This is a genomic window from Nesterenkonia ebinurensis, assembly GCF_008711175.1.
Taxonomy (GTDB): domain Bacteria; phylum Actinomycetota; class Actinomycetes; order Actinomycetales; family Micrococcaceae; genus Nesterenkonia; species Nesterenkonia ebinurensis.
Genome location: NZ_VWNF01000032.1, coordinates 306926 through 326407, shown reverse-complemented (window position 1 = coordinate 326407; position 19482 = coordinate 306926). Strand labels below are relative to the sequence as shown.

General features: G+C 62.8%; 17 protein-coding genes, 2 tRNA genes and 1 riboswitch. Of the genes, 14 read left to right on the top strand and 5 right to left on the bottom strand.

Going from position 1 to position 19482, the window contains the following annotated elements; genetic code table 11:
• Position 1 precedes the first annotated feature (1 nt).
• The 3 genes from F0311_RS10975 (at position 2) to F0311_RS10965 (ending at position 3389) form a co-directional block, all read left to right on the top strand.
• Positions 2 to 556 carry a tripartite tricarboxylate transporter TctB family protein gene (locus F0311_RS10975; RefSeq protein WP_150461962.1) on the top strand — a complete coding sequence of 185 codons (555 nt, stop codon included), beginning with the start codon at positions 2 to 4 and terminating at the stop codon, positions 554 to 556.
• Between the two features lie 18 nt (positions 557 to 574).
• Positions 575 to 2071 (top strand): tripartite tricarboxylate transporter permease, encoded by a 1497-nt coding sequence (locus F0311_RS10970; protein WP_223881274.1) that lies wholly within the window; start codon positions 575 to 577, stop codon positions 2069 to 2071.
• Between the two features lie 133 nt (positions 2072 to 2204).
• Complete coding sequence (locus F0311_RS10965; RefSeq protein WP_150461961.1) at positions 2205 to 3389, top strand: MFS transporter; 1185 nt, start codon at positions 2205 to 2207, stop codon at positions 3387 to 3389.
• A 3-nt stretch (positions 3390 to 3392) separates the two neighbouring features.
• On the opposite strand, the gene F0311_RS10960 is transcribed toward F0311_RS10965, so the two are convergent.
• The 3 genes from F0311_RS10960 to F0311_RS10950 all read right to left on the bottom strand — a co-directional run bounded on the left by F0311_RS10960 (position 3393) and on the right by F0311_RS10950 (position 7183).
• Positions 3393 to 4724 (bottom strand): DUF4032 domain-containing protein, encoded by a 1332-nt coding sequence (locus F0311_RS10960; RefSeq protein WP_150461960.1) that lies wholly within the window; start codon positions 4722 to 4724, stop codon positions 3393 to 3395.
• A 45-nt stretch (positions 4725 to 4769) separates the two neighbouring features.
• Entirely contained in the window at positions 4770 to 5543 is a 774-nt protein-coding gene (otsB, locus tag F0311_RS10955; protein ID WP_191089881.1) for a trehalose-phosphatase, read from the bottom strand.
• Positions 5544 to 5671: 128 nt separating this feature from the next.
• Complete coding sequence (locus tag F0311_RS10950) at positions 5672 to 7183, bottom strand: alpha,alpha-trehalose-phosphate synthase (UDP-forming) (RefSeq protein ID WP_150461958.1); 1512 nt, start codon at positions 7181 to 7183, stop codon at positions 5672 to 5674.
• Positions 7184 to 7423: 240 nt separating this feature from the next.
• On the opposite strand from F0311_RS10950, the gene F0311_RS10945 reads away from it, so the two are divergent.
• The 7 genes from F0311_RS10945 to F0311_RS10915 all read left to right on the top strand — a co-directional run bounded on the left by F0311_RS10945 (position 7424) and on the right by F0311_RS10915 (position 14446).
• Positions 7424 to 8386, top strand: coding sequence for a thioredoxin domain-containing protein (locus tag F0311_RS10945; protein WP_150461957.1), 963 nt, complete (start codon positions 7424 to 7426; stop codon positions 8384 to 8386).
• A gap of 183 nt (positions 8387 to 8569) precedes the next feature.
• Positions 8570 to 8642 (top strand) — tRNA-Thr (locus F0311_RS10940).
• 170 nt (positions 8643 to 8812) lie between these two features.
• Positions 8813 to 10285: a DHA2 family efflux MFS transporter permease subunit gene (locus F0311_RS10935; RefSeq protein WP_150462035.1), complete on the top strand. Its 1473-nt coding sequence runs from the start codon at positions 8813 to 8815 to the stop codon at positions 10283 to 10285.
• A 429-nt stretch (positions 10286 to 10714) separates the two neighbouring features.
• Positions 10715 to 10836, top strand: a riboswitch (TPP riboswitch).
• On the top strand, positions 10829 to 11497 hold the full coding sequence (tenA, locus tag F0311_RS10930) for a thiaminase II (protein ID WP_150461956.1): 669 nt from the start codon (positions 10829 to 10831) through the stop codon (positions 11495 to 11497). Its footprint overlaps the riboswitch before it by 8 nt.
• A 27-nt stretch (positions 11498 to 11524) precedes the next feature.
• Positions 11525 to 12214 carry an SDR family oxidoreductase gene (locus tag F0311_RS10925; protein ID WP_150461955.1) on the top strand — a complete coding sequence of 230 codons (690 nt, stop codon included), beginning with the start codon at positions 11525 to 11527 and terminating at the stop codon, positions 12212 to 12214.
• 23 nt (positions 12215 to 12237) lie between these two features.
• Positions 12238 to 12311: transfer RNA gene (locus tag F0311_RS10920), tRNA-Val, on the top strand.
• 149 nt (positions 12312 to 12460) lie between these two features.
• The gene (locus tag F0311_RS10915) at positions 12461 to 14446 is read left to right on the top strand and encodes a threonine/serine exporter family protein (RefSeq protein ID WP_191089880.1); all 1986 of its coding nucleotides are present in this window, start codon (positions 12461 to 12463) and stop codon (positions 14444 to 14446) included.
• A gap of 85 nt (positions 14447 to 14531) precedes the next feature.
• On the opposite strand, the gene F0311_RS10910 is transcribed toward F0311_RS10915, so the two are convergent.
• Positions 14532 to 15227: a uracil-DNA glycosylase gene (locus F0311_RS10910; RefSeq protein WP_223881272.1), complete on the bottom strand. Its 696-nt coding sequence runs from the start codon at positions 15225 to 15227 to the stop codon at positions 14532 to 14534.
• Positions 15228 to 15310: 83 nt separating this feature from the next.
• Here F0311_RS10910 and F0311_RS10905 point away from each other — a divergent pair, with 83 nt between their 5' ends.
• Together F0311_RS10905 and groL are read left to right on the top strand one after the other, a co-directional pair.
• Entirely contained in the window at positions 15311 to 15937 is a 627-nt protein-coding gene (locus F0311_RS10905) for a LytR C-terminal domain-containing protein (protein WP_150461952.1), read from the top strand.
• 215 nt (positions 15938 to 16152) lie between these two features.
• On the top strand, positions 16153 to 17790 hold the full coding sequence (groL, locus tag F0311_RS10900) for a chaperonin GroEL (RefSeq protein WP_150461951.1): 1638 nt from the start codon (positions 16153 to 16155) through the stop codon (positions 17788 to 17790).
• Positions 17791 to 17877: 87 nt separating this feature from the next.
• Here the strand turns inward: groL and F0311_RS10895 are convergent, their stop codons facing one another.
• Positions 17878 to 18168 carry a WXG100 family type VII secretion target gene (locus F0311_RS10895; RefSeq protein ID WP_150461950.1) on the bottom strand — a complete coding sequence of 97 codons (291 nt, stop codon included), beginning with the start codon at positions 18166 to 18168 and terminating at the stop codon, positions 17878 to 17880.
• A 184-nt stretch (positions 18169 to 18352) separates the two neighbouring features.
• Between F0311_RS10895 and F0311_RS10890 the strand changes: the two genes are divergently transcribed.
• Both F0311_RS10890 and F0311_RS10885 read left to right on the top strand, forming a co-directional pair.
• Positions 18353 to 18589 (top strand): hypothetical protein, encoded by a 237-nt coding sequence (locus F0311_RS10890; protein WP_150461949.1) that lies wholly within the window; start codon positions 18353 to 18355, stop codon positions 18587 to 18589.
• Positions 18590 to 18666: 77 nt separating this feature from the next.
• Positions 18667 to 19407 (top strand): response regulator transcription factor, encoded by a 741-nt coding sequence (locus F0311_RS10885; protein ID WP_150461948.1) that lies wholly within the window; start codon positions 18667 to 18669, stop codon positions 19405 to 19407.
• Positions 19408 to 19482 lie beyond the last annotated feature (75 nt).

Genomic DNA, 19482 nt, shown 5'->3' with positions numbered 1-19482 from the left:
CATGGCGCTTCGGAGGATCTGGGGGCTGAGCTGGGCTGAGCTCTCTGCCACGTTCTTGCTCGTCATCGCGGGCATGTTTGCTCTTGCGGACGGACTTCGTCTGCTCACGCGAGGCTCCCAGGCCGCCTCCTGGACGGCAACTTTCATTATGGTTGCTGGCGTCATCCTGGCCGCTTTGGCGGCGGTCTCCCTGATTCCCTTCAGCAGGAAGGCCGCCGCCCAGTCGGTCGGCGCCACGGTGGCTCAAGACGTACTTACCGAGTCTGAAGAGACCAGTGATACCGAGCCTTTCGCTGTATTGGATGAGTCTGTGCCTCCTAAGCAGGCCCAGAAACTCCTGATCCGCAGCATCGGCTTGCTCATCAGCTGGATCGTGCTTCTTCCCTATATCGGCTACATCGCTGCTACTGGACTGTTTCTGTTGGTGTATGGCCTGCTGGTCTCGGAACGAAAGATCATTCCTACCATCATCTTCGCCGTGATCTCCACCGCGCTGAGTGCGTGGCTCTTCCAAGCAGTTGGGGTTCGGCTGCCTCGCGGAAGCCTCTTGCCCTAGATACCTAAGGACACCTTAATGCTTGACCAATTAGCTGCCGGACTGGCTGAAATTATGACCTGGGAAAGGATGGGTTTTGCCCTTCTGGGCTGCTTCCTAGGAACATTCTTCGGAGTCATGCCAGGCTTGGGCCCAGTCACGGCCATCGCTGTGCTCTTCCCCATCACGACATATCTCGATCCGCTCTCCGGGATTGTGATGCTCGCAGCAATTTACTACGGGGGAATGTACGGCGGCTCAACGACCGCCATACTGGTCAATATCCCAGGGGAAGTTGCCTCTCTTCCTGCAGCCTTAGAGGGCTATCCGATGACCCAGCGGGGGCGAGCAGGCGCAGCCCTGGCCGTAGCAGCAATCTCATCATTCACAGCAGGCATTATCGGCTCCTTGGGAGTCATCATCTTGGGCTCATCAGTAGCGCATCTCGCCCTGCGCTTCGGCCCGCCGGAAATGCTGGGGCTTGTGCTCTTCGCACTGACAGCAGTAGCTGGGCTGGTCTCTGGATCAATGTTCAAGGGCTTATCAATGGCAGCATTAGGAATTCTGCTGTCAATGGTGGGCTACGACATGATCAGCGGCTCCACCGTCATGACAGGGGGCACCTGGACGCTCGCCCAAGGGTTCGCCATCGTCCCGGTGATGATTGGACTCTTTGGGATTGGTGAAATCCTGAGAACGCTCACCACACGTGGGCACTCAGCAAAATCAGCACCATTGGGAAAACTGATGCCCACTAAGAAGGAGCTGAAAGACTCAGTAGCGCCTACTGCACGGGGCACAGCTCAAGGTTTCTCCTTCGGCCTTATTCCAGGCATGCTTCCCTCTATCATGGCGCTGCTCAGCTACAGCTGGGAGCGGCAGCGAGCAGAGAAGAAAGGCGGCTCACAATTCGGCAACGGTGACATCCGGGGCATCGCCGGGCCAGAGGCGGCGAACAATGGTGCGGCAATGGGCGGTTTCGTTCCATTGCTGAGCCTTGGCATTCCCACAGGGCCCTCGATGGCGCTGGTGCTCGGAGCATTGATGGTCTACGGACTGACTCCGGGGCCCACTATGTTCACTCAGAATGCCGAGTTCACTTCAGGCATCCTGGTCAGCTTCCTGGTGGCCAATGTGATCCTGCTGATTCTGAACCTGCCCTTGGTCCCGATGTGGGCGCGTCTAGCCCGAGTCCCCTTCCACGTGATGGGCCCGCTGGTGCTCATACTCTGCCTAGTAGGGGCCTATCTGGACCGGAACAGCTTCTTCGACATCTTTGTCTGTCTCGGCGCAGGTATTTTTGCCCTGCTGTGCCATAAGGCAAGTTTGCCCCTTGCGCCCTTAGTGATGGGCTTCATCCTGGGACCCATGCTTCAGGAAACGATGCGCCAGTCCATCGCCATGTCAGGGACGTTCTACTTAGAGCGCCCCATCTTCATGGCCTTCGCAGGCGTTGCCATACTGACTATCGCGTGGTCGATATGGCGAGCTCGGCGCCACACAACGTCACTGCGTAGAGCTGAGGCTTCGTCATGACCAGCACCGACTACCTCATAGTTGGTGCTGGTGCTTGTCGAAGTACATTGCAGAGATGATGCAGACGGGGAAGACCAGCCAGGTCGTTGAGCCATTTGCTCTGGAGCGTTTTAAGCTCACCAAGGTTTATTGAGTGGAGAAGCATTTCAGCCGGGCCGACACCGTTAAGTTCCAGTGTGCCTTGTTCTGCTTGGCGCTGGCTGCTTTCACGCAGATGTATGCCTTGCAGGGAGTTCTTCCCCATGTTTCCCAGGACTGGATGATCAGCGCCTCGGATGCCGCGCTAACCGTCTCCTTCGCAATGGCAGGTGTGGCCTGCGGCGTGGTGCCTTCAGCGTGGGCCGGAGACCGTTACGGGAAACTCAGGTGCCTGAAAATTTCACTTGCGGTTTCCGTCACCACCGGCTTCTTGGTGCCCCTCATGCCCAACTACCAGATTCTTCTCGGAGTCCGGTTCATCTCAGGTATGGCCTTAGCTGCAATTCCAGTACTGGCTATCGCCTATGTGCGGGAAACATTCAACGGACGCATAGCGGCACTTGGGGCAGGAGCCTACATTGCAGGAATGGCTGCCGGTGGTGCCGGAGGAAGGGTTATCGCAGGTCCGCTTGCACCGATGTTGGGGTGGCGAGGGGCGGTGCTTGTGGCGGCACTGGCCAGTCTGATCATCGCCCTGGTCTTCTACTGGGGCATCCCGCGTTTAGCTCAGCAGCACGAACGCTCAGCAGCATCACAGCGGAGCAGGTTCAAGAAAGCATTGGGCACCATCACGTTGTGGAGACTCTATGCGCAGGGCTTCCTGATGACTGGAATCCACGTCGGAATGTACAACTACATTGCGTTCAGGCTCCAGGAGGCGCCCTTTTTCTTAGCACCGGGTATTGCCTCATTGGTGTTCTTCGCCTATTTCGCAGGGACCATCTCTTCCCGCTTCGGCGCTGCCTGGATGGAACGATTCGGCTATCAGGCAACGATGGCGCTTGGCGGGACCACCTTATTGGTGGGACTGGTTGGCATGCTTAGCGCCCAATTGTGGCTAGTGATCACAGGCCTTGTGGTCTACACGGCCGGTTTCTTCGTGACTCAGACGGCGGCTGTGACCACCATCGGCAATGAAGCAGACTCCACATTTCGCTCCCAAACCAGCGCCGCATTCACCATCTGCTTCTATCTGGGCTCCGGGGTTCTGGGATGGGCCCTCGGCTTGGTATTTGAGGCTAGGGGATGGACAGTCATGAGTATATGTATGGGCGGCATGATCCTGCTCTGCCTGACTCTGAGCCTTCTGATCCGGCCCCGCTCCGGTCCGGCCGGATAGTGCTCAGCCGTACCAGGCGGAAGCGTCTTGGTCGTCCTCGGCGCGGGCGTCGTCGTCATCTGCTGCCGCGGAGCGGCTGGCGCCCAGCTCCATCTGCCTGATCACATCAGTGGTGGGGTTGACCATCAGCACCGCCTCATCGCGGTAGCCGCGTAGCTCCTCATCGATGAAGGTGGGCAGAGCCTCCTCCAGGGTGACGTCGCGGCCCTGGTGATCGGAAAGATTCCACCGGTAATCCAGCAGCTGGTGCATGATCTCGGCCGGCTCCAGCTTATCGCGCAGATCGCGGGGGATCTTGGCGATGGTCGGCTGGAAGACCTGCTGGGTCCACATATGGGCTGCTACCGCCTCATCGCCGTGCGGGTCAGTGGCCGCCCGATAGGCGTCGATGGCACCCAGCAGGCGGCGGGCCTGGTTCTCCTGCACATCCAGGCCGGTCAGCTGCATCAGCCTGCGGTGATGATGTCCGGGATCCACCACCTTGGGGCGCAGCAGCAGGTGGCCCTCATCGCGGGCGGAGCGGATATCGTACTCCTCCACGTCGAAGCCCAGCTCGTTGAGCCGCCGGATCCGCTCCTCGATCAGCCAGCGCTGGTCCGGGTCGAAGGCGGTATCCCCGGTCAGCTCCTGCCATAGGCCCCGGTAGGAATCGATGAACTGGGCGGAGGTGGCCACGGCGTCCACGTCCTCATCCACGAACCCGCCCTCCATCAGGTCCATCAGCTCGCCTGCGATATTGATCTGGGCGACCTCCAGGTCATACTCGCGCTGACCTGCCGAAAGACTGGCGTGGATCTCCCCGGTCTCAGCGTCCACCAGGTAGGCCTTGAAATTGCCGGCGTCGCGCCGAAACAGGGTGTTGGAGAGGCTGACATCCCCCCAGTAGAAGCCCAGCAGGTGCAGTTCGACCATCAGCAGCGCCTGGGCGTCGATCAGTCGTGTCAAGGTGTCTTTGCGCATCATCTGGTTGAATACCGCACGGTAGGGCAGTGAGAACCGCAGGTGCCGGGTGACCAGGGCGGGGGAGAGCGGCTGTCCATCCCCCGTGGTGCGGCCGGCCACCTCCGCCACAGGCTTCACGCTGGGGGCACCCAGTCGGTTGAGCTGGCGCAGCATCCGATACTCATGCCGGGCGGAACGCTCTGAGGTCTCCTTGATCGCGATCACTGAGCCGCCCAGATAGGCAAAGCGCACAATATGCCGGGAGATGCCGCGGGGCAGGGCGGCCAGCACATCCTCAGGCCACTCCACCAGTGGCAGATGCCAGGGCAGATCCAGCAGTTCCTGGGGGATGGTGCCTGAAGCAGTGAGGCTCAGGCCAGCAGCAGGACTCATAGGCATGAGTCTAGGGGGAAACGCTTACAAGGCGCGATGTCCGACCTACCCGGCGGCTCGCAGCTCAGCAATCCTGTTCAGCACCTCAGCCAGCGAGCGCGGTTTGGGGATGCGGTAGGCGGCTTTGGTCTCACCCTCGCCCACCTTCACTCCGATATCCCCGGCGGCGAGCACTGCGAAGCCGTGCTCATCGGTGACGTCGTCTCCGGCGAAGAGCACCGCATCCGGGCTGGTCAGCATGCGCAGCTCTTGAATCGCTTCGCCCTTGGTGGACTTCACCACCACCGCCTCCAGGATCTGCTTGCCCTCTTTGAGATACGCACCGTCGATCACCGACAGCGCGGTGCGACCGGTGTCCAGCACCTGCTCACCGAGCGCCTGGTCGGTGATGTGCCGGACATGGAGGGCCCCGCCCGCCGGCTTATGCTCCACCCAGGCACCCTCGTGCTCAGCGGCGACCGCTTCCAAAGTCTCCAGCACCTGAGTGCGAGCCATGCTCTGCTCAGCAGTGAGCTCCAGCCCCGGGGAATCAGGTCCCAGCCAACGCTCAGCACCGTGGGAGCCGAACAGCAGGGTGCCCTGCGGGGGGGAAGCCAGCTCGCGCAAGGTCTCCAGAGGCCGGCCGGAGACATAGGCCAGAGTGATTCCTTCCAGCTGCGCCAACCGGTCGATGGCAGCAGCGTTCTCTGGGACCGGGCGGGCGGTATGGGCATCAGCCACCAGCTCAGCCACGCAGCCGTCGAAGTCCAGGCAGGCCAGCAGGTGCGGCTGGACGGCGAACTCAGTCAGTGCGGCGTCCAGCTCGGGGGTCAGAGGCACGTGAATCTCCTTCAGCAGTGGTTAATCGTTGAGTGCATGATTTGTGCACTAGTTTTGGGCTTTCAGGGGGCAAAGTGCTGCACAAATCATGCACTCGGCGGAAGTGGTGGACGGGCGTCGTCGTAGTTCTAGAGCTGATCCAGACGGTGCAGGAAGTCCTTGGCCCAGCGCTGCACATTGTGGCTGACCACCTGGCGGCGCAGTGAACGCATGCGTTTGCGCTCGTTCTCCCGATCCAGATGAGTGGCCTGCACCATGGCGGCCTTGAGCTCGTCAATGTCGTGGGGATTGATCAGCAGAGCCTGGCGCAGCTGGTCGGCCGCGCCGGTGAACTCGCTGAGCACCAGCACCCCGGAGCCTGCCTTACGAGCGGCCACATACTCTTTGGCCACCAGGTTCATGCCGTCGCGCAGGGCGGTGACCAGCATGACGTCGGCAGCAAGGTAGAGCGCGACCATCTCCTCGATCGGGTAGGAGTGGTGCAGATAGCGGATGGCGGTGTGACCCATAGTGTCGAACTCGCCGTTGATCCGGCCTACGGTCAGCTCGATCTCATCGCGCAGCCGCTGGTAGGACTCCACACCCTCCCGTGAGGGGCTGGCGATCTGCACCAGGGTGTGCGTGCCCACCTGCAGCTTGCCCTCCTGGAGCAGCTCCTCATAGGCCTTCATCCGGTGCCGGATGCCCTTGGTGTAGTCCAGTCGGTCCACGCCTAAGAAGATATGCTCCGGGTTGCCCAGTTCCGCTCGGATCTGCGCGGCCCGGGCGATGATTTTGGGATCGTTGGACAGCTTGACGATTCGCTCGGTGTCGATGGAGATAGGGAAGGCCTTGGCCTCCGAGCGGCGGAACGTGCCCTCCTCCGGGGTGGAGAGCTGACGGGGGGCGGTACCGCGAGCCGGATCGGCGGTAAAGCCCTCCAGCGGGGCCGGGGTCTTCTCCTCCAGTGGAACAAAGACCTGATCAGACTTGATGTAGTAGCCCAGTCGGTAGCGGACAGCGCGTTGGAAGTTCCGGGCGTCGGACTCCCGCTGGAAGCCGATCAGGTCGGCGCCCAGCAGTCCGCGCATCACCGAGTGCCGCCAGGGAAGCTGGGCGAACAGTCCCGGCGGCGGGAACGGGATGTGGTTGAAGAATCCGATCTTCACATCGGGGCGGATGTCGCGCAGCATCTGCGGCACCAGCTGCAGCTGATAGTCCTGAACCCAGACGGTGGCGCCAACGGCTGCGACTTTGGCCGCCGCCTCGGCGAAACGCTGGTTGACCCTGCGGTAGGCGTCCCACCAGTGGCGGTGGAACAGCGGGCGGGCGATCACATCGTGGTAGAGCGGCCAGAGCGTGCCATTGGAGAAACCCTCGTAGTAGTACTCCACCTCCTGCTCGCTCAGTGGGACCGGGTGGAGGTGCATGCCCTCGTGGTCGAAGGGATCCAGAGTCTCATCAGCTGCGCCGTGCCAACCCACCCATGCGCCTTCAGAACTGGTCATAATAGGGGCCAGTGCGGTGACCAGGCCGCCGGGGGAGCGCTGCCAGCCGGTAGAGCCGTCGTGGTTGGTGGTGCGGTTCACCGCCAGCCGGTTGGCCACCACGACAAACTCATAGCCGGTCTGATATTCGCCCTGTTCAGCGGTCTCTGTCATCTCTTCTGCGCCCCTTTCGACTCTTATGTGATCAGCCTACAGCGCGCGCCTTGGCGGTGCGGGCAGTGTGCTTTCGGCACACAATCGGCAATCGCCTCGGAAGATTGCGAGCAAGCTCGCGTCTTCGTTCGACTCAATCGGGTCGCCGACGGCGCTCGGGAAGCTAGGAACAACCGGTACCCTGTTAGCTGTTCTTCATTTTTGAACTACTGCCTTATACCAATCGGAGTCACCTTTCTTATGGCACGCAATGGCGGCGCGAGTGCGCGCGAACAGGCTCGTAAGCTCCAGCAGGAGCAGGAGCGCAAACAGAAGATGCAGTCTCTGCTGCTGCGCCTGGGCGTAGTGGCCGTAGCACTGGCTGTAGTGATCGGCCTGACCTTTTGGGTGCTCACCCGAGAAGGCGGCGGCAGCTATACCGAGGGGCCCGCCCCGGCTGCAGCCACCGAGCAGGGTGGGTTCGTGCTGACCTCCTCCTCCGAACTGGCTGAGGGTGCAGATCTGGGCACCATCGATTCTGATGAGCTCGATGACGTCGCCATCGGAGAGGGTGCTGAGGGCATGCCCACCGGAGTGCAGCCGCGTGAGGAGGGTGAGATCCCCCACGTGATCATCTACACCGATGCCGGTTGTCCCGCCTGCGGCACTTTTGAATCCGCCTACCACGGACTGCTCATGCAGTGGCTCGACGCCGGGGCCATCACCTTGGAGTACCGTTCGGTGAACTATCAGCCTGGCCAGTCTGCCCGGGCCGCCAATGCTTTTGCCTGCATGGCGGAGGAATCTCCGGAGAACTACTTCAGCTATCTGGGTGCCATCACTTCCGAACGAGCCCAGGGTGCTGACTACTCCAACGATGAGCTGCTGGCTCGTGCCCAGAACGACTACGGGGTGGATCTCTCCGACTGCATCAACGATGGCACCTACCGCGCCTTCGTGAACTACACCACCACATTGGCCAGCGCCAGCGGCGCCAACGCCACTCCCCTGATCTGGGTGGATGACCAGCTGGCTGACCCCTATATGGAGACCGGTGACCTCATCATGGCTGCTGTGCAGGAGTATCAGGAGGAGACCGGCGAGGACCTGCTCGGCATTGATATCGATGAGGAAGACCTCGAGGATATTGACGAGGAGGAGGCCCCGGAGCAGTCCGAGGCGGATAACGGTGAGGAGGACGACGCCGCTGACGAGGATGAGTAGCCCGCATCAGCGGACACCAGCTCAGCCCCAGGACCAACTCAGTTGGGCAGACTGCGGTGCTCGGCTATAGACTGGTGTGTCGGCGTCGTTCATATCCGTTCACGCTCTTCGGTTGCCTCGGAAGTGCTCGCGCAAGCGGCGGTGCTTCACTCGGCTCGGTTGGGTGTGCTCTGATGGCGTCGCGCCTCCTTAGCTCAGCTGGTAGAGCAGCTGATTTGTAATCAGCAGGTCGTCGGTTCGAACCCGGCAGGGGGCTCGGAGTCATGGCTGGTCTGCTCTGGCGCACGGAGCCCTGAACTCCTCGCTGATATTCATTGGGGATGCACCCCAACCCCCGCCTAACGGGCAGCTTCGCTAGATTCGTTGCCCTTCTCAGGAGTGCCTGTGTCTGTTCAACCCGCCCCGCCTGTGCTGCCTGATGAGCGGATGCCCACCGCAGACAAGCTGACCATCGGCGCGCTGCTTGTGGCCGCCTTCGTGATGATCCTCAACGAGACCATCATGAACGTGGCGCTGACCCCGCTGATGCAGCAGTTCGAGGTCTCCGAGCCCACCGTGCAGTGGCTCACCACGGCCTTCATGCTCACCCTGGCGGTGGTCATCCCCACCACCGGGTACATCATCCAGCGGTTCAGTCTGCGCGGTGTGTTCACTGCCGCCATGGGACTGTTCATCCTGGGCACCACGCTTTGTGCCGCTGCCCCTGGTTTCAGCTTCCTGGTGGCCGGCCGGGTGGTCCAGGCCGCCGGCACCGCCATCATGCTCCCGCTGCTGATGACCACTGTGCTGACCCTGGTGCCGCTGCGTCGCCGCGGCGTGGTGATGGGGAATATCGCCATCGTCATCTCGGTGGCCCCGGCCACCGGCCCGGCGCTCTCCGGCTTCATCCTGCATGTGGCCGACTGGCGGTGGATGTTCCTCACCATCCTGCCGATTGCGGTGCTCTCCCTGCTGCTGGGCCGTCCGCGGCTGAACAAGGATCCCGGGATCGCTGAGCGCGGCATCAACATCCCTTCGTTGCTGCTTGCTGTGCCCGGTTTCGGCGGTGTGGTTTATGGGATCAGCCAGATCGGCGGAGGGCACGGCACGGAGGACGTAGAGGCCGCAGCAGACAGCCCCGGGGCGGACCCGGTGGCGATCGCGGTGCTGGTGATCGGCGTGCTCTGCGTGGCCGCCTTCGCCCTGCTCCAGGTCCGGCTGCAGAGGACTGACTCGGCCCTGCTGAGCCTCAAGCCCTTCCAGTACGCCATGTTCACCCGCAGTCTGCTGATGATGCTGCTGATGATGATCGCCCTGTTCGGCGCCCTCATCCTGCTGCCGCTGTTCCTGCAGTCGGTACGCGGCCTGGACACCCTGACCACCGGTCTGCTGATGCTCCCCGGCGGCCTGCTGATGGCGCTGATGGCACCGTTCGTGGGTCGGCTCTACGACCGGATAGGTCCGCGACCACTGGTGGCACCCGGTGCGTTGATTCTGATCGCCGCGCTGTTCTGCATGGGTCTGCTAGGCCCGGACAGTGAGTTGTGGATGGTTTTGCTGCTGCACCTGGTGCTCTCCGGCGGGCTGGCTCTGCTGTTCACCCCGGCCTTCACCACGGCGATGAACCCGCTTCCACAGCCGCTGTACTCGCATGGCTCAGCAGTGCTGAACACCCTGCAGCAGCTGGCCGCGGCCATCGGCACTGCCGCATTGGTGGCCACGGTGGGGATCGGCTCTGCGCTCGCTGCCGCCCAGGGTGCGGGTCCGGATGAGGCCGCTCTGGAGGGCTTCCGAATCGCATTCCGGGTCGCTGCGGCGCTGAGCATCGGCACCCTGCTGCTGGGCCTGACCCTCCGCGCGACCCCAGCTGGAGAGAATGACGACGCCGGGGCAGCTTCTCCCGCCGTGTCCTCCCACTGATCGCCGGAGGCTCCGCAGTCCCCGGAGCTCCGGCTGCGCCTCACCGCCGGCTTAGCCGATGAGTTACTGTACCGAATCTTGGCGCTATTCCGGACTTTTCCATGCTGATGACACCGATATCGGGCACAGCAACTGCGGATTGCGGGGGCAAGCTCTCGGCAGCGAGGCCGTACCCCGAACGACCGGGACCAGCACAGAAAAAAGGGGACCAGCTCCGCACCGAAGCTGGTCCCCTTGCAGCGAGTTGTCTCTCTCGCTGTGTCGCACCCAAGTGACTCTTACCTTACACACCACGTCATTGATTACGCAACATATAACTTGCGAAAATATTCATCGTGTCCTGAGGGACGGCGTCGTCCACTGTTGACCTGGGGTGATGAGTGGCAGGGGAGACCAGGATCACTGCCGCACTGACATCTGATAACGTCATAAGAGTCCGTGGGGTGCTCCGGCAAGGAGCTGAGATTACGCCTGGTGCGTGGGACCCAATGAACCTGATGCGGCTAGGGATAAGTCCTGAACCGTCGTAGGGAAAGGAATCGAATGACCCTGTTTGAAGAGCTGAAGACCGCCGCCGCAGATGACTGGGCCGACTACACCCATCACTCGTTTGTGCAGCAGCTGGGGGCCGGGACCCTGCCGCAGGCGGCATTCCGCAACTATCTGATCCAGGACTATCTGTTCCTCATCCAGTTCGCCCGCGCCTACGCGCTGGCTGCCTATAAGGGGGACAGCTTCGACGATCTGGCCAAGGGGCAGGCCGGACTGCAAGCCATCATCGAGGAGTCCGAGCTGCATGTGCGGCTCTGCGCCGGGTGGGGGATCAGCCGCGAACAAATGGAGTCCGCACCTGAACACCCGGCCACTGTGGCCTATACCCGATACGTGCTCGATGTCGGAATGCAGGGCGACCTGCTGGACCTGCACGTGGCCCTGGCGCCCTGTGTGATCGGCTATGCGGAGATCGGCAACCGGCTCAAGCCAGCATTAGACGCTAATCCCGAGCACCCCTACGCGGAGTGGATCGCGGAGTACTCCTCCGAAGACTCTCAGCAGATGGCCGATGACGCGACTGCGAACATTGAGCAGCTGGGTGCCCGTTTCCTCTCCGATGCCCGGTTCCCCAAGCTGGCCCAGATCTTCGCCACTGCTACTCGCATGGAGACCGCCTTCTGGCAGATGGGGTTGGATTTAGGAGCTGCAGAGGAATAGCTGCGCGGTACAGCTGTTGTGGTGAATATGGCTGAACAGAAGAAAGTCATCATCGTGGGCGGGCATGGAAAGATCGCTCTGCTCGCCGCCCCCAGGCTGGTAGACGCTGGGCTCCGTGTGGAATCACTGATCCGTAACCCCGACCATGCCGACGCCGTCGCCGTCACCGGGGCTGTCCCCAGGCTGCTGGATATTGAGCAGGCAGACCTCAGTTCACTGGCTGAAGCCTTTGCAGGCGCCTGGGCCGTGGTCTTCTCTGCCGGCGCCGGTGGTGGAAACCCCGCCCGCACCAAAGCGGTGGACCACCAGGCGGCAGTGCGAACCATGGACGCAGCTGCCCAGGCCGGGGCGCAGCGCTATGTGATGGTCTCCTACTCCCGCTCGGAGGTGGATATCAACACCCTCGACCCGCAGAGCAGCTTCTACCCCTACGCTGAGGCCAAGCACCACGCGGACAACTATCTGCGCGCCACCGAGCTGGATTACACGATTCTCGGGCCGGGCAAACTCACCGCTGAGCCGGCCACCGGCAAAATCATCACCACCGATGCCGAAGGTGCCGTCGGCGCCAGCTCTCAGGGCGGGCCCACTGCTACCGAGACCTCGCGGGAGAACGTCGCTGAGGTCATCCGCCACGTCTTGGTGGAAGGGGCGGCTGTGCGGCAGACTGTGAACTTTTTCGACGGCGATACCCCGATTTCGGATGCCATCAGCTGAGTGCTAAAATCTTGTGGTTGTCCGGATCCGTAGCTCAGTTGGTTAGAGCGCACGCTTCACACGCGTGAGGTCGATGGTTCGAGTCCATTCGGATCCACGCAGCGGGGCAGTCTGCTCCAGCAGCCTGAATCTCAGGTTTTGTATTAGATTTCACCCAGTAGGCCCCATTCGGCGGGTCTAATTGTGGTTGGCTTAATTGCGGGAGGTGCCATGAAGGGGCGCGAAGCAACATCATCAGATTCCACTGTGCGGAAACTTGGTGATGACTCCCTGAGCAGCGAGCCTCGCGACGCTGCGACCTCAGGCGGAAAGGCCAGCGACGCACAGCACACCGCTCCCATTGACCCGGTGGTCTCCGAGCCTCCCACCGACACCAGCCTCATCCCAGTGATGCGCCCCTCTGAGGCCGGCCAGCAAGAGGAGGAGGAAGGCTTCGTCAAGACGCTCACCGGGTCCATCGCCGCCTCCTGGGCCGCAGCAGCCGAGGACGCCAACTTAGAGTGGCAGGAGTACGACGCTGAAGCCGCAGCCCGGGCGGCAGAAGAGGCCGAGGGGGCCGGGGCTGAGGCCACCCGGCACGCTTACACTGACAACTTCTCGCTGGCCGATACCATCGAACCTCCGGCCCCCACCGCGCCGATGCCGGGTCCCGCCGCACCCAGGAGCCTGTCAACAGGCTCCCCCAGCACTGGGAAACTCAGTCGGCTGATCACTGCGCCCTCCACGCCGATCCGGCGCCGCTCGGTGCTCCGCCCGGCCTGGTTCCAGGGCAAGCGGAAGTCACCGCGCAGCCCTTCAGGGCTGTTCGACCGCACAGTGTTCGACCGCCGGGTCAATCCGCAGCATGTGTTCAACAAGATCATGCAGACCGAGCGGCCGGTCACTGATCAGCAGTCCATCATCGACCGGCTGCAGGGAACTCCATTCGAAAACACCGTGCAGGCGGAATTCCACGGCACCGGGGACGAGCTGGAGACCCTCAGCTTTGTACTGGACCTGGGGGAGGCGCTCTTCCGCTACGGGGCCGGTGCCTTGGAGGTGGAGACCTCCATCATCGCAGTCACCGCTGCTTTCGGCATGAAGAACACCGATGTGGACATCACCAACCAGTCCATCAGTCTCAACTGGGCGCCCGAAGGCCAGATCCCCTATTCCCGTGTGCGGGTTGTCCGTTCCTGGTCCTCCAACTTCCAGGCACTCTCCGCAGTGCACCGGCTGGTCACCGACATCACCTCTGGCAGGCTCACCCGCGCCGAGGCTGAGGCTCAGCTGGACGAGATCACCCGCCAGTCCAAGCCCTATCCGCGCTGGATGGTCACCTTCTGCGGAGCGATCTTCGCCAGCTTCTTCGCCAGCTATCTGGGGGCGCCCATCCTGGACGCTTCAGCAGGCTTCGCCGCCACCATCCTGGTGATCTGGGTGGTCCGTCAGCTGACCGCTTGGCGGGTCCCTGAGTTCTTCACCCTGGCCGCCGGCGGGTTCATCGCCTCTGCCTTCGCCATGATGGCCTTCGGCATGGACACCGATATCACCCCCTCTATGGTCACCGCCGGAGGGCTGATGATCCTGCTGCCCAGTGTGCGGATTGTTGGTGCCATCCAGGATGCGATCAACGGCTTCCCGATCACCGCAGCCGGCCGGCTGGTCTCAGTGACCATCGCCTTTGCCGGAATGACAGCCGGGATCATGGCCGCGGTGGTGGGCGCCGAGATGCTGGGCGTAGTGCAGACCGAACTGGCTCAAGGGCTGACCCGCATCTACCCGGCCCCGGCGCTGATTGCGCTGGTTTTCTTCGCCTGCTGTGCGGCCGCCATTGTGGAGCAGACCCGTCCTCTGCTCATCCTGCCCACCGGTGCGGTAGGGGCATTGGGCTTCTGCGCACTCTACCTGGGGGAGATGATCGGCCTGGGCGACCGGTTCACCCCTGTCATCGGCGGACTGGTGGTCGGCGCACTCGGCCGGGTGGTGGCGCTGCGCTTGGGTGCTCCCCAGCTGGTGGTGGCAGTACCGGCCATGATGTTTATGCTGCCCGGGCTCATGGTCTTCCGCGGGATGTATCAGCTGGCCATCGAAAATACGGTCAGCTCCATGATGGGCGGGCTCTTTGAGCTGTTCAACGCACTGATCATCATCATGGCTATTGCCGCGGGGATCGTGCTCGGCGATGTGATCATGCGCCCGCTGACTGCCAACTTGCAGTCCAACGAACGCAGCCGTGGGCGTAGACGATGAGTGAAAGTGTCGCACCTGGCGGTGCTCCAACCGCAATCGACTGTCCGCATGCCACTCGGCTCAGCCGGATCTCCCGTTCGCGTGCTCATCGTGGTGGCAGTCGCCAATCGATCGGGTCAGCACCGAGTTTGGTCAAAGCCTCATCGGTGCGGGAGAAGGGGCGAGAGCCGAAGAATCCCTTATGCGCCGACAGCGGTGAAGGGTGTGCGGAGGCAATCACCGCAGTGTGCCCGCCGGTGTCCAGCATCGGCTGCAGCTGCCGGGCCTGCCCGCCCCAGAGGATCGAGACCAGCGGCGTGCCGCGCTGCACCAGTGCCTGAACCGCCCACTGGGTCACTGCCTCCCAGCCGATTCCGCGGTGGCTCATTGGCGAGCCGGCCGCCACAGTCAGCGCACGGTTGAGCATCAGCACCCCTTGCTGAGCCCAGGCCGTGAGATCTCCGTGCGGACTCGGTGGGATGCCCAGATCATCCTCCAGCTCTTTGAAGATATTGACCAGGGATTTCGGCAGCGGCCGCACATCTGCCGCCACTGCGAAGGACATCCCGATGGGATGTCCAGGGGTGGGGTAAGGATCCTGGCCGAGCACCAGAACCTTGACCTCATCAAAGGGCTGCCGGAAGGCGCGCAGAATATTGGCAGGCTCGGGCAGAATGCGCTCGCCGCGTCGTCGTCGTTCCTTCAGCTGTTCGGCAACGGCGGCGAAATCTGCCTCAGCAGGAGCCAGCGCACGCTCCCAGCCCGGGTCCAAGGGATCTATCAGCTGCTCAAAGACGCTCACACCGTCCAGCCTAAAGCACCGGAAGAGTGTCATATCAGGCGGAAATCCGGCTCCGTGCCGCCGCACAGCCGTAGGATGGGGGCATGACCCAGTTCCCCCATGACGTGTTCGACGACGTCCAGCCCTACCGGCCCGATGAAGTCGGCAAGCACCGTGCCCTCGGTGCCAAACCCTCAGGCGGGGCCGCCGGCCCGGCTGGATTGGGCAAATGGATCGCCCTGGCCGCTGTGGCTGTGCTGCTGATCGTCGGCGCCAGCTGGTTCTTCACCCGCGACGGGGAGGAGGACACCGCCGCCGAAGATGAGCAGCAGGAGCAGACTCCGGAGGAGACCGGTGAGGATGAGGAAGAGGGGAACGGGCAGGAGGATGAGGAAGAGGGGAACGGCGAACAGGGCGGTCTGCCCGAGGCGCTGGGCGACGGGCATACGGTGCGTGCGGTCAACGCCGGCGCCCCCGCCGGCTCAGCTGGTGCTCTGACCAGTGAGCTCCAGGAGTTGGGGCTTGAGGTCGGCGACGCCATGGACTGGGACTTCGGCAACTGGGGGAACCCTCCGGCCACGCCCATGATCTACTACCCCTCTGAGGACCAACAGGCGCAGGCGCAGGCCATCGCCGAAGTGTTGGAGATCGAGACCGTCACCGAATCCGCTGACTGGATGACCATGGTGGTGGTGGTCGGCAGCGAGTACGATCCGGACCCCGCCGAGTAGGGACTGGGCAGTCTCCAGAATCTTGCACTCTAGGCCGTAGAGTGCTAAAAATTGTCTTAGCACTCTCGTGTCGAGACTGCTAACCGAACCATTCAGGTGAGGCCACTGATGTGCCTGGGGTGACGCCCGGGCGCGGCCGTCCGTCGCGGGCATCTGAGCCAGGTTCGACTTATTGACGCGAATCGAAACCACAGTCCAGGAAGGACAGTGCCACTATGGCTAAGACCATTGCATTCGACGAAGAGGCCCGCCGCGGCCTTGAGCGGGGCCTGAACAGTCTCGCCGACGCCGTCAAGGTCACCTTGGGCCCCCGCGGCCGCAACGTTGTGCTCGAGAAGTCCTGGGGCGCACCGACCATTACCAATGACGGCGTCTCCATCGCCAAAGAGATCGAGCTTGAGGACCCCTACGAGAAGATCGGTGCAGAGCTGGTCAAGGAGGTCGCCAAGAAGACCGACGACGTGGCCGGCGACGGTACCACTACCGCCACCGTGCTCGCCCAGGCCCTGGTCAAGGAGGGGCTGCGCAACGTGGCAGCCGGTGCCGACCCGATGGGCCTCAAGCGCGGCATTGACACCGCCGTGGAGGCCGTGACCTCTCAGCTGCTCTCCTCCGCCAAGGAGGTCGAGACCACCGAGCAGATCGCCGCCACCGCCTCCATCTCCGCTGCTGATAAGCAGATTGGTGAGCTGATCGCCCAGGCCCTGGACAAGGTGGGCAAGGAAGGCGTGATCACCGTTGAGGAGTCCAACACCTTTGGCCTGGAGCTGGAGCTCACCGAGGGCATGCGCTTCGACAAGGGGTACCTCTCCGGCTACTTCGTCACCGACGCCGAGCGGCAGGAAGCCGTTCTGGAGGATCCCTACATCCTGATCGCCAACTCCAAGATCTCCTCAGTCAAGGACGTCATCGGAATCCTGGAGCAGGTCATGCAGTCCGGCAAGCCGCTGCTGGTCATCGCCGAGGACGTGGAGGGCGAAGCCCTGGCCGCGCTGGTGGTCAACAAACTCAAGGGCACCTTCAAGTCCGTGGCCGTCAAGGCTCCCGGCTTCGGCGACCGCCGCAAGGCCATGCTGGCCGATATCGCCATCCTCGCCGGCGGCCAGGTCATCGCAGAGGAGGTGGGCCTCTCCCTGGAGAACGCCACCCTCGACCTGCTGGGCACCGCCCGGAAGGTGGTAGTCACCAAGGACGAGACCACCATTGTGGAAGGCGCCGGATCTGCCGACGAGATCGCCGGCCGGGTCAACCAGATCAAGGCCGAGATCGAGAACACCGACTCCGACTACGACCGCGAGAAGCTCCAGGAGCGCCTGGCCAAACTGGCCGGCGGCGTGGCCGTCATCAAGGCCGGAGCCGCCACCGAGGTGGAGCTCAAGGAGCGCAAGCACCGCATTGAGGACGCCGTGCGCAACGCCAAGGCCGCCGTGGACGAAGGCATCGTCGCAGGCGGCGGTGTAGCCCTGATCCAGGCCGGCGCCACAGCCTTCGAAACCCTTTCCCTGGAGGGGGACGAGGCCACTGGTGCCAACATCGTCAAGTACGCCATTGAGGCCCCGCTGAAGCAGATCGCCATCAACGCAGGCCTGGAGGCCGGCGTGGTGGCTGAGAAGGTCAGGTCCCTGCCCACGGGCCAGGGCCTCAACGCCGCCACCGGCGAGTACGAGGACCTGCTGGAGGCCGGCGTGGCTGACCCGGTCAAGGTCACTCGCTCCGCCCTGCAGAACGCTGCCTCCATCGCCAGCCTCTTCCTCACCACCGAGGCAGTGGTCGCCAATAAGCCGGAGCCCGCTCCGGCCGGCGGCGGTGCCCCCGATATGGACGGTATGGGAGGCATGGGCGGCATGATGTAGTGCGTCACCGCACTTCTCTAGTGCTCTCGCGCTTGCCTGTGAAGGGCCCGCCGGAACTCTCCGGCGGGCCCTTCAGCGTACTTGCCGCTACCTGGCGAAGATCTGTGTGTTTGCATTCTCGACGTTCTCGTAGTGGCTGGAGGCGGCGGCCATCGCCTGCCGCACGCTCTGCAGTGACTGCTCCACCTGGGCCTGGGTGGCCCGCCACTGGGTAAGCACATCCTGGAATGCGACGGCAGCGGAGCCCTTCCAAGTCTCCTGCAGCTGGCGCAGCTGCCCCTCCATCGAGTTCACATCCGACTGAATGCGGCTCAGCGTAGCTTCCACAGTGCCGGATTTTGCCATCAGGTCGGCTGTGTCGATCTGAAAAACTGCCATGACAGAGATCCTTTCTGAGATCTGGACTGGTGTATGAAGAAGGCCCGACGCCCCTTCTGAGATCCACGCTAGGAGTGCGGCCCGGATGATGGGGCAGACAAATTCCCGGCTGTGGAGGCACCGGCGTGTTCAACTGACACTAAGCGCCCCTGGGGAAAACTCTGGACCGGGCTAGACTTGAGCCATGCCAGCTTTCCTCACCGGCCCCGTGGCGCGCACCAGCCTGCTGCTCGGGGTGAGCATCACCGCAGCCAGTTTTGCCGCCCTGCTCATCATTCTGGGGCTCTACTTTGCAGAAGCCATTCCCCATCCCGGTCTCTACTGGGCCGCACTCTGGGGTTTCCCGGTCGGCTTTGCCCTGATGTGTCTCTACTTGGTGGCCAACCTCAAAGCACGACGCCGCCTGGCCGGCTCTGCCTGAGAAAACACCCCACGTCTCAACTCAGCTTCCAGCGCTCTTACAGCTAGCTCACAGGAATAGGCGTGAAACTGGCATGCGTGACTGAGAAAACTCCGGAAGCCAAACTGCTCGTCGTCGATGACGAACCGAACATCCGTGAACTGCTCGCCACCAGCCTGCGCTTTGCCGGCTTCGATGTGGCCGCAGCCTCCAACGGGCGCGAGGCCCTGGACACTGCCGAGGCCTTCCAGCCTGACCTGGCTGTGCTCGATGTGATGCTGCCCGATATGGACGGCTTCACCGTCACCCGCCGGCTGCGGGCTTCCGGCAAACACTTCCCGGTGCTGTTCCTCACTGCTCGCGATGACACCGATGACAAGATCACCGGACTCACCGTAGGCGGCGACGACTACGTCACCAAGCCCTTCTCGCTGGACGAGGTGGTCGCCCGCATCAAAGCAGTGCTGAGGCGCACCGCTCCCTACGAGGACGAGGATGCAGTCATCACCATCGACACTCTCGAGCTCGACGACGACGCCCATGAAGTCCGCCGTGCCGGAGAGATCATCGAGCTCTCCCCCACTGAGTTCAAGCTGCTGCGCTACCTGATGATGAACCCCAACCGGGTGCTCTCCAAGCAGCAGATCCTCGACCACGTGTGGGAGTACAACTTCAATGGGGATGCCTCCATTGTGGAGTCCTACATCTCCTACCTGCGGCGCAAGATCGACTCCGGAGCCGAAGGCGCTCCCGCCATCCAGACCAAGCGCGGGGTCGGCTATGTGCTGCAGACCTGGGAGCGCCGTCAGCGTGCTCAGGGGGCAACCGCCTCTGCCTGATTATGGGCAGGGCAGCCGAGTTGTGGCGTCATCGTTGGCGCTGAAGCGATCACACTGCTCAACCGGCTCGGAATA

What these genes read in the sequence shown, in the direction of transcription:
- F0311_RS10905 (WP_150461952.1), top strand. Translation starts at nt 15,311, where the DNA reads ATGACCCAGTTCCCCCATGACGTGTTCGACGACGTCCAGCCCTACCGG.
- F0311_RS10925 (WP_150461955.1), top strand. Translation starts at nt 11,525, where the DNA reads ATGGCTGAACAGAAGAAAGTCATCATCGTGGGCGGGCATGGAAAGATC.
- F0311_RS10970 (WP_223881274.1), top strand. Translation starts at nt 575, where the DNA reads ATGCTTGACCAATTAGCTGCCGGACTGGCTGAAATTATGACCTGGGAA.
- tenA (WP_150461956.1), top strand. Translation starts at nt 10,829, where the DNA reads ATGACCCTGTTTGAAGAGCTGAAGACCGCCGCCGCAGATGACTGGGCC.
- F0311_RS10895 (WP_150461950.1), bottom strand. Translation starts at nt 18,168, where the DNA reads ATGGCAGTTTTTCAGATCGACACAGCCGACCTGATGGCAAAATCCGGC.
- F0311_RS10975 (WP_150461962.1), top strand. Translation starts at nt 2, where the DNA reads ATGGCGCTTCGGAGGATCTGGGGGCTGAGCTGGGCTGAGCTCTCTGCC.
- F0311_RS10890 (WP_150461949.1), top strand. Translation starts at nt 18,353, where the DNA reads ATGCCAGCTTTCCTCACCGGCCCCGTGGCGCGCACCAGCCTGCTGCTC.
- F0311_RS10945 (WP_150461957.1), top strand. Translation starts at nt 7,424, where the DNA reads ATGGCACGCAATGGCGGCGCGAGTGCGCGCGAACAGGCTCGTAAGCTC.
- F0311_RS10950 (WP_150461958.1), bottom strand. Translation starts at nt 7,183, where the DNA reads ATGACAGAGACCGCTGAACAGGGCGAATATCAGACCGGCTATGAGTTT.
- groL (WP_150461951.1), top strand. Translation starts at nt 16,153, where the DNA reads ATGGCTAAGACCATTGCATTCGACGAAGAGGCCCGCCGCGGCCTTGAG.
- F0311_RS10960 (WP_150461960.1), bottom strand. Translation starts at nt 4,724, where the DNA reads ATGAGTCCTGCTGCTGGCCTGAGCCTCACTGCTTCAGGCACCATCCCC.
- F0311_RS10935 (WP_150462035.1), top strand. Translation starts at nt 8,813, where the DNA reads ATGCCCACCGCAGACAAGCTGACCATCGGCGCGCTGCTTGTGGCCGCC.